The following is an 8,320-nucleotide window of genomic DNA, read 5'->3' as shown; positions in this document are numbered from 1 at the left end:
CAGGGGGAAAAAAAGCGCCCCCCCCGGGGGGCTCCCTTCTTTTTTTGCGTCTGAGTAAGCGGCTTCCCGATTACTCTTCGATGTTGCCCATCGCAGTGGTGTTGAAGCCACCGTCGACGTACATGATTTCACCGCTGATGCCCGATGCCAGGTCCGAGCACAGGAAGGCGGCGGCGTTGCCGACTTCTTCGATGGTCACGTTGCGGCGCAGTGGGGTCTGGGCCTCGTTGGCGGCCAGCATCTTGCGGAAGTTCTTGATGCCGGAAGCGGCCAGGGTGCGGATCGGGCCAGCCGACACGGCGTTGACGCGAGTGCCTTCAGCGCCCAGGCTGCCGGCCAGGTAACGTACACCGGCTTCCAGGCTGGCCTTGGCCATGCCCATCACGTTGTAGTTTGGCATGGTGCGCTCGGCGCCCAGGTACGACAGGGTCAGCAGGCTGCCATTGCGGCCTTTCATCAGCTCACGACCTCCTTTGGCCAGTGCCACGAAGCTGTAAGCGCTGATGTCGTGAGCGATGCGGAAACCTTCACGGGTGGTGGCGTCGGTGAAGTCGCCATCGAGCTGGTCGCCCGGGGCGTAGCCAACCGAGTGCACGATCACGTCCAGACCATCCCACTTCTTGCCCAGCTCTTCAAAGACCTTGGCGATTTCTTCATCGCTGGCCACATCGCAAGGGAAGCACAGCTCGGCGCTCGAACCCCAGCCAGCGGCGAATTCTTCGACACGGCCCTTGAGCTTGTCGTTCTGATAAGTGAAGGCAAGCTCTGCACCTTCCCGGTGCATGGCGGCAGCGATGCCGGATGCGATGGACAGTTTACTGGCGACACCGACGATCAGGACGCGCTTACCGGCGAGAAAACCCATGTGTTGTTCCTCTTCAGGTTAATCGACAGCTACTGGTGCCATGAAGGCGGCTTCCAGCAACTGCTGTGTGTAAGGATGTTGCGGTGCGGCGAAAACAGCCTCTGCCGCACCTTGTTCGACCACTTTGCCTTGCTTGACCACCATCAGTTGATGGCTCAGCGCCTTGACCACAGCCAGGTCATGACTGATGAACAGATAGGTCAGGTTGTACTTGGCTTGCAGCGAGCGTAGCAGCTCGACTACCTGGCGCTGGACGGTCCGGTCGAGCGCCGAAGTGGGCTCGTCCAGCAGAATCAGCGCCGGTTTTAACACCAATGCCCGGGCAATGGCGATTCTTTGTCGTTGCCCGCCGGAGAACTCGTGGGGGTAGCGGTGCCGGGTTTCCGGGTCCAGGCCTACCTCTTTGAGTGCTTCGACGATCGCGACCTGTTGTTCCTGGGCGCTGCCGATGTTGTGAATGCGTAAACCTTCACCCACGATTTCAGCCACTGACATGCGCGGGCTCAGGCTGCCAAACGGGTCCTGGAACACCACCTGCATCTGCCGCCGCAACGGACGAACCTGCTGCTGCGTCAGCCCGTTCAGGGGCTGCCCTTGAAACCGTATGGCGCCTTCGCTGCTCAATAGCCGCAAAATCGCCAGGCCCAGCGTGGACTTGCCTGATCCGCTTTCCCCGACGATCCCCAGTGTCTGCCCCTGCAGCAGGCTGAAGTCTACGCCATCGACCGCCTTGACGTGATCGACAGTGCGTTTGAACAGGCCTTTGTTGATCGGGAACCAGACCCGCAGGTTCTCGACTTCCAGTAACGGCTTGCCTGGCACATTGGCCACCGGGCCACCACTGGGCTCGGCATTGATCAGCATTTGGGTGTACGGGTGCCGGGGCGAACGGAACAATTGTTCGCACGATGCCTGTTCGACGATGGAACCGCGCTGCATGACACATACCCGATGGGCTATTTGTCGAACCACGTTCAGATCGTGGCTGATCAGCAGCAGCGCCATGCCCAGGCGGGCCTGCAAGTGCTTGAGCAATTCGAGGATTTTCAGCTGCACCGTGACGTCCAGCGCGGTGGTCGGTTCGTCGGCGATCAGTAGCTCCGGCTCGTTGGCCAGCGCCATGGCAATCATGACTCGTTGGCGCTGGCCGCCAGACAGCTCATGGGGCAAGGCCTTGAGTCGCTTGTGCGGCTCGCTGATACCCACCAGCTCCAGCAGCTCCAGCGTCCGTTTACGCGCCGCCTGACCGGTCAGCCCCTTGTGCAGGGCGAGCACCTCATTGATCTGCTTCTCCACCGAATGCAGCGGATTGAGCGAGGTCATCGGCTCCTGGAAGATCATCGCGATGCGGTTGCCGCGCAGGCCGCGCAGGCGTTTTTCACTGAGGCTCAGCAGGTCTTCGCCGGCATAGCGGATGCTGCCTTTGGGATGGCTGGCGATAGGGTAGGGCAGCAGGCGCAGAATCGAATGCGCGGTGACTGACTTGCCCGAGCCGCTTTCGCCGACCAACGCCAGGGTTTCACCCCGGCGGATATCCAGATTAACGCCTTCGACCACGCGCTGACGGTTATCACCGGTGGTGAATTCGACCGCCAGGTCGCGGATTTCGATCAGATTGTCCTGGCTCATGTCATTTCCTTGGGTCGAAGGCGTCGCGGGCCGATTCACCGATGAACACCAGCAGGCTGAGCATGATCGCCAGTACCGCAAAGGCGCTGATGCCCAGCCAGGGGGCCTGCAGGTTGGCCTTGCCCTGGGCGACCAACTCGCCGAGCGACGGTGCGCCGGCTGGCAGGCCGAAGCCGAGAAAATCCAGTGCGGTCAGGGTGCCGATGGCGCCGGTGAGGATAAACGGCATGAAGGTCATGGTCGAGATCATCGCGTTGGGCAGAATGTGCCGGAACATGATTTCGCCATCGCGCATGCCCAGTGCCCGGGCTGCACGCACGTATTCAAGGTTGCGGCCGCGCAGAAACTCGGCGCGCACCACGTCAACCAGGCTCATCCACGAAAATAGCAGCATGATGCCCAGCAGCCACCAGAAGTTGGGTTGTACGAAGCTGGCAAGAATGATCAGCAGGTAAAGCACCGGCAGGCCCGACCAGACTTCCAGAAACCGCTGGCCCAGCAGGTCGACCCAGCCGCCATAGAAGCCTTGCAGCGCACCGGCAATCACGCCGATGACCGAGCTGAGCAGCGTCAGGGTCAATGCGAACAGCACCGAAATACGAAAGCCATAGATGACCCGGGCCAGTACATCGCGGCCCTGGTCATCGGTGCCCAGCCAGTTGTCCGGTGACGGCGGAGCCGGGGCGGGGACTTTCAGGTCGTAGTTGATGCTCTGGTAGCTGTAGGGGATCGGTGCCCAAAGCGTCCAGCCATCTTTGGCGGCGAGCAGGTCCTGGATATAGGGGCTTTTGTAATTGGCTTCCAGCGGAAACTCGCCGCCGAAGGTGGTTTCCGGGTAGCGCTCGAACACCGGAAAGTACCACTGGCCGTCGTAACGCACTGCCAGCGGTTTGTCATTGGCGATCAATTCAGCGCCCAGGCTGAGGACGAACAGGGCCATGAACAGCCACAGAGACCACCAGCCACGGCGGTTGGCCTTGAAGCGCTCGAAGCGGCGGCGATTGAGGGGGGACAACGGCATATCAATGCTCCCTGCTTTCGAAGTCGATGCGCGGGTCGACCAGGGTATAGGTCAGATCGCCGATCAGTTTCACCACCAGGCCCAGCAGGGTGAAGATGAACAGGGTGCCGAACACCACCGGATAGTCGCGGTTGATGGCCGACTCGAAACTCATCAGGCCCAGACCGTCGAGCGAGAAGATCACCTCGACCAGCAAGGATCCGGTGAAAAATATGCCAATGAACGCCGCCGGAAAACCGGCAATCACCAGCAACATGGCGTTGCGGAATACATGGCCGTACAGCACCCGGTTGTTACTCAGGCCCTTGGCCTTGGCGGTGATCACGTATTGCTTGCTGATTTCGTCGAGGAAGCTGTTTTTGGTCAGCAGGGTCAGGGTCGCGAAGTTACCAATGACCAGAGCGGTGATCGGCAGCACCAGATGCCAGAAGTAATCCAGCAATTTGCCGGTGGTGCTCAGCTCATCGAAGTTGTTCGAGGTCAGGCCGCGTAGCGGGAACCAGTCCAGATAACTGCCACCGGCGAACAACACGATCAACAGAATCGCGAACAGGAACGCCGGAATTGCATACCCCACGACGATGGCTGAACTGGTCCACACGTCGAATTGGCTGCCGTGCCGGGTGGCTTTGGCGATCCCCAGCGGGATCGATACCAGGTACATGATCAGGGTGCTCCATAACCCCAGCGAAATTGAAACCGGCATCTTTTCCAGAATCAGGTCGGTGACCTTGGCGTCGCGGAAGAAACTGGTGCCGAAGTCCAGTTGGGCGTAGTTCTTGATCATGATCCACAAGCGTTCCGGCGCCGGTTTGTCGAAGCCGTACATACGCTCGATTTCTTCGATCAAAGCCGGGTCCAGGCCTTGTGCACCCCGGTAGCTGGAGCCGGCCACGCCGACCTCCGAGCCACCGCCGCCGATGCGGCTGGTGGCGCCGTCGAAGCCTTCGAGCTTGGCGATCGTCTGTTCCACCGGCCCGCCAGGGGCGGCCTGGACGATAATGAAGTTGATGATCAGGATGCCCAGCAGGGTCGGAATGATCAGCAGCAGGCGCCGCAGGATATAAGCCAGCATTTCAGCGTTCCTCGTTCCCGGTGGCGGTGTCGCCGGTGCTGTCATCTTCACTGACTGGCGGCTGGCTTGGCGGTGCCGGCTGGACATCCGGCTTGGCCCACCAACTGCTCAGGCCGATGTCCGACAGCGCCTTGGCTTGCGGATGCGCCAAGTGGTCCCAGTAAGCGATGCGCCAGCTCTTGATATGCCAGTTGGGCACCACGTAAAAGCCCCACAGCAGCACCCGGTCCAGGGCACGGGTATGGGCCACCAGGCTTTCGCGCGAGTCGGCGCGGATCAGGCCGTCAACCAATGCATCGACTGCCGGATCGTTCAGGCCCATGTAGTTACGGCTGCCGGGACGGTCGGCGCTGACCGAGTGGAAGAATTCGCGCTGTTCATTGCCCGGCGAGCTGGACTGCGGGAAGCTGCTGACGATCATGTCGAAGTCCCGTGAGCGCAGGCGGTTCATGTATTCGGCGACATCGACCCGACGGATCGACAGTTCAATCCCCAGATCCTTGAGGTTGCGCTTGTAGGGCAGCATGACCCGCTCGAAGGCGGTCTGCACCATCAGGAACTCAAGCTTCACCGGGTTGCCCTGGGCGTCGGTCATGCGATCATCCTTGATCTGCCAGCCAGCCTCCTGCAACAGCTGGTAGGCGCGGCGCAATTGCGGGCGGATCATGCCGCTGCCGTCGTTGACCGGCAGCGTGAAGGGCTCGGTGAATACCCGCTCAGGAATCTTGCCGCGCAGCGCTTCAAGCAGTTTCAGCTCTTCACCGGTGGGCAGTCCGCTGGAGGCCATTTCCGAGTTGTCGAAGTAGCTGCGGGTACGGGTGTAGGAGCCGCTGAACAGCTGCTTGTTGGTCCACTCGAAATCGAACAGCAAGGTCAGTGCTTCGCGCACCCTTGGGTCCTGGAACACCGGGCGACGCAGGTTGAGGATGAAGCCCTGCATGCCTTGCGGGTTGCCGTTGGGCAGCTCTTCCTTGATCAGGCGTCCGTCACGCACCGCCGGCACGTCATAGGCGCTGGCCCAGTTCTTTGCAGTGTTTTCTTCGCGGTAGTCATACTGCCCGGCCTTGAGCGCCTCCAGGGCCACATCGGGGTCGCGGTAGTAGTCAACGGTCATCACATCGAAGTTGTACAGCCCACGGTTAACCGGCAGATCCTTGGCCCAGTAGTCCTTGACCCGCTCGAAGCGCAGCGAGCGACCGGCCTTGACCTGGGTGACCTTGTACGGCCCGTTGCCCAGCGGCAATTCAAGATTGCCCTTGGTGAAGTCGCGCGTCGCCCAGAAATGCTTGGGCAATACCGGCAACTGGCCGATGATCAGTGGCAGCTCACGGCTGTGGCTGTCCTTGAAGACGAATTTGACTCGCAACGGGTCTTCGACGATGACCTTGTCGATGCCGGCATAGTAGGCGCGGTACAGCGGCGCACCGTCCTTGATCAGGGTATTGAAGGTGAACTCGACGTCTTCGGCACGAATCGGGTGGCCATCGTGAAAGCGCGCCTGAGGGCGCAGATAGAAACGCACCCACATGTTGTCAGGGGCTTTTTCGATTTTTTCAGCGATCAGGCCATATTCGGTGAGCGGCTCATCGAGGCTGGAGCGCGCCAGAGTGTCGTAGATCATGCTGATATCGGCGGCGGCTGTGCCCTTGCTGATGAAGGGGTTGAGGCTGTCGAAGCTGCCGAACCCGGCCTGGCGAAAGGTCCCGCCCTTGGGCGCATCGGGGTTCACGTAATCGAAATGCTTGAAGTTCGCCGGGTACTTGGGCGCTTCGTCGTACAGGGTCACGGCATGCTGGGGAGCAGCCTGGGCGGTGCAGGCCAGGGCCACCAGCAACAGGCTGCCGGCGCTGGCCAACAGCGTACGCATCGGGTTCATCGGGTGTTCTCCTGAGGCTTGAGCCACCACGCGCGCAAGCCCAGGGTATAGGGCGGCGTGGTGACCATGGCGAAGCGATTGCGCCAGGCCAGGCGGTGGTTGTTCAGATACCAGTTGGGAATCATGTAGTGCTCTGACAGCAAAACCCGGTCAAGTGCCCTGGCTGCGGCGACCTGATCTTCGCGGCTGGAGGCGGCGAGCAACTGGTTGAGCAGGCCGTCGACCACCGGGCTGCTAATGCCCGCGTAGTTCTTGCTGCCATTCACGGCGGCCTGGCTGGAATGAAAGTACTGCCACTGTTCCAGGCCCGGACTCAGGGTCTGCGACAGGGTCATGAGGATCATGTCGAAATCGAAACGGTCCAGGCGCTGCTTGTACTGGGCGCGGTCCACGGTTCGCAGCCCTGCGTCGATGCCGATGCGCCGCAGATCCTCTACATAAGGCTGCAGGATGCGCTCCAGGTTGGGATTGACCAGCAGAATTTCGAAGCGCAGCGGTTGCTGTTGGGCGTTGACCAGGCGTTGCCCGGAGAATGTCCAGCCGGCTTCGCCGAGCAGCGCCAGAGCCTTGCGCAGTGTCTCGCGCGGGAGGCCGCCACCGTCGCTGGCAGGCAGGCTGAACGGCTGGCTGAACAGGCTGGCCGGCAGACGCTCGCGGTACTGGGATAGCATCAGCCATTCGCGGCCACTGGGCAGCCCGCTGGCGGAAAACTCGCTGTTGGGGTAATAGCTGGTCGAGCGCTGGTAGGCGTTGCTGAACAGTGCCCGGTTGGTCCACTCGAAATTGAACATCAGCCCCAGTGCTTCGCGCACCCGCACGTCGCTGAAGGTGCTGCGCCGGGTGTTCATGAACAGACCCTGGGTCTGGGTCGGGATCTGGTGGGCTATGGCAGCCCTGACGACCTCGCCACGTTGCAACGCTGCGAAGTTGTAGCCGTTGGCCCAGTTCTTGGCCTGGTGCTCGATATAAATGTCGAACTCACCGGCTTTGAAGGCTTCGAAGGCCACCTCACTGTCGCGGTAGAACTCCACTTCGACCCGGTCGAAATTGTATTTGCCGCGATTGACCGGCAGGTCTTTAGCCCAGTAATCCTTGACCCGCTCGAAGATCAACTGGCGACCGGGCTGGACGTTGCTGATCCGGTACGGGCCGCTGCCCAGCGGCGGGTCGAAGGTGGTGGCCTTGAAGTCGCGGTCTTTCCAGTAATGCTGGGGCAGCACCGGCATCTCGCCCAGGCGCATGATCAGCAGTGGATTGCCGACCCGTTTGAACACGAAGCGGATGCGGTGACGGTTGAGAATGTCGACCCGCTGCACTTCCTGCAAGGCGGTGCGGTACTGTGGGTGGCCGTCCTTGAGCAGGGTGCGATAAGAGAACGCCACATCATAAGCCGTGATCGGCTGGCCATCATGAAAACGGGCTTGCGGGCGCAGGTTGTAGACCACCCAGCTACGGTCCTCGCTGTACTCGACACTGCGGGCTATCAGCCCGTAACTGGAGGTCGGCTCATCGCCGGATGGGTCGTAAGCACCGGTGCCCACCATCAGCGGTTCATTCAGTTCATTGACGCCGTACTGCAGGAAGTTGCCGGTCTCGACCGGGCTGGTGCCCTTGAAGGTATAAGGGTTCAGGGTGTCGAAGGTGCCGAATGCCATGATCCGCAAGGTGCCGTTTTTCGGCGCCTCGGGATTGACCCAGTCGAAGTGGGTAAAGCTGGCCGGGTACTTGAGCGCGCCAAACTGCGCGTAGCCATGGCTTTCGCTGATGGCGGCGCTGGCATTGGAGCTCAAGCCCAGGCTGATGGCTAACAGGATGGGACGAATCACATTGCGCACGGCTTGGGCTCTGGGCCGC

General features: G+C 61.1%; 6 protein-coding genes. All 6 read right to left on the bottom strand.

Annotated elements, in window-relative coordinates; translation table 11 throughout:
* Positions 1-70: 70 nt before the first annotated feature.
* Genes fabI through NRB16_RS24795 form a run of 6 tightly spaced genes read right to left on the bottom strand, consistent with a single transcriptional unit; the run spans position 71 to position 8,292 of the window.
* On the bottom strand, positions 71-865 hold the full coding sequence (fabI, locus tag NRB16_RS24820; RefSeq protein ID WP_045489747.1) for an enoyl-ACP reductase FabI: 795 nt from the start codon (positions 863-865) through the stop codon (positions 71-73).
* Positions 866-883: 18 nt separating this feature from the next.
* A complete protein-coding gene (locus NRB16_RS24815) occupies positions 884-2,494 on the bottom strand; it encodes an ABC transporter ATP-binding protein (RefSeq protein ID WP_257107181.1) in 1,611 nt (536 codons plus the stop codon).
* A gap of 1 nt (position 2,495) precedes the next feature.
* Positions 2,496-3,515, bottom strand: coding sequence for an ABC transporter permease (locus NRB16_RS24810; protein WP_045489752.1), 1,020 nt, complete (start codon positions 3,513-3,515; stop codon positions 2,496-2,498).
* A 1-nt stretch (position 3,516) separates the two neighbouring features.
* Positions 3,517-4,590 (bottom strand): microcin C ABC transporter permease YejB, encoded by a 1,074-nt coding sequence (locus NRB16_RS24805; protein ID WP_045489754.1) that lies wholly within the window; start codon positions 4,588-4,590, stop codon positions 3,517-3,519.
* Between the two features lies 1 nt (position 4,591).
* Positions 4,592-6,466, bottom strand: coding sequence for an extracellular solute-binding protein (locus tag NRB16_RS24800; protein WP_045489756.1), 1,875 nt, complete (start codon positions 6,464-6,466; stop codon positions 4,592-4,594).
* Complete coding sequence (locus NRB16_RS24795; protein ID WP_045494529.1) at positions 6,463-8,292, bottom strand: extracellular solute-binding protein; 1,830 nt, start codon at positions 8,290-8,292, stop codon at positions 6,463-6,465. The genes NRB16_RS24800 and NRB16_RS24795 overlap by 4 nt, the downstream gene beginning before the upstream one ends.
* Positions 8,293-8,320: the final 28 nt, after the last annotated feature.

Origin of the sequence: Pseudomonas sp. LJDD11 (assembly GCF_024584215.1) — a bacterium.
Taxonomy (GTDB): domain Bacteria; phylum Pseudomonadota; class Gammaproteobacteria; order Pseudomonadales; family Pseudomonadaceae; genus Aquipseudomonas.
The sequence above is the reverse complement of the archived record's forward strand: the minus strand, read 5'-3'. Positions and strand labels throughout refer to the sequence as shown.

What these genes read in the sequence shown, in the direction of transcription:
- fabI (WP_045489747.1), bottom strand. Translation starts at nt 865, where the DNA reads ATGGGTTTTCTCGCCGGTAAGCGCGTCCTGATCGTCGGTGTCGCCAGT.
- NRB16_RS24800 (WP_045489756.1), bottom strand. Translation starts at nt 6,466, where the DNA reads ATGAACCCGATGCGTACGCTGTTGGCCAGCGCCGGCAGCCTGTTGCTG.
- NRB16_RS24805 (WP_045489754.1), bottom strand. Translation starts at nt 4,590, where the DNA reads ATGCTGGCTTATATCCTGCGGCGCCTGCTGCTGATCATTCCGACCCTG.
- NRB16_RS24810 (WP_045489752.1), bottom strand. Translation starts at nt 3,515, where the DNA reads ATGCCGTTGTCCCCCCTCAATCGCCGCCGCTTCGAGCGCTTCAAGGCC.
- NRB16_RS24815 (WP_257107181.1), bottom strand. Translation starts at nt 2,494, where the DNA reads ATGAGCCAGGACAATCTGATCGAAATCCGCGACCTGGCGGTCGAATTC.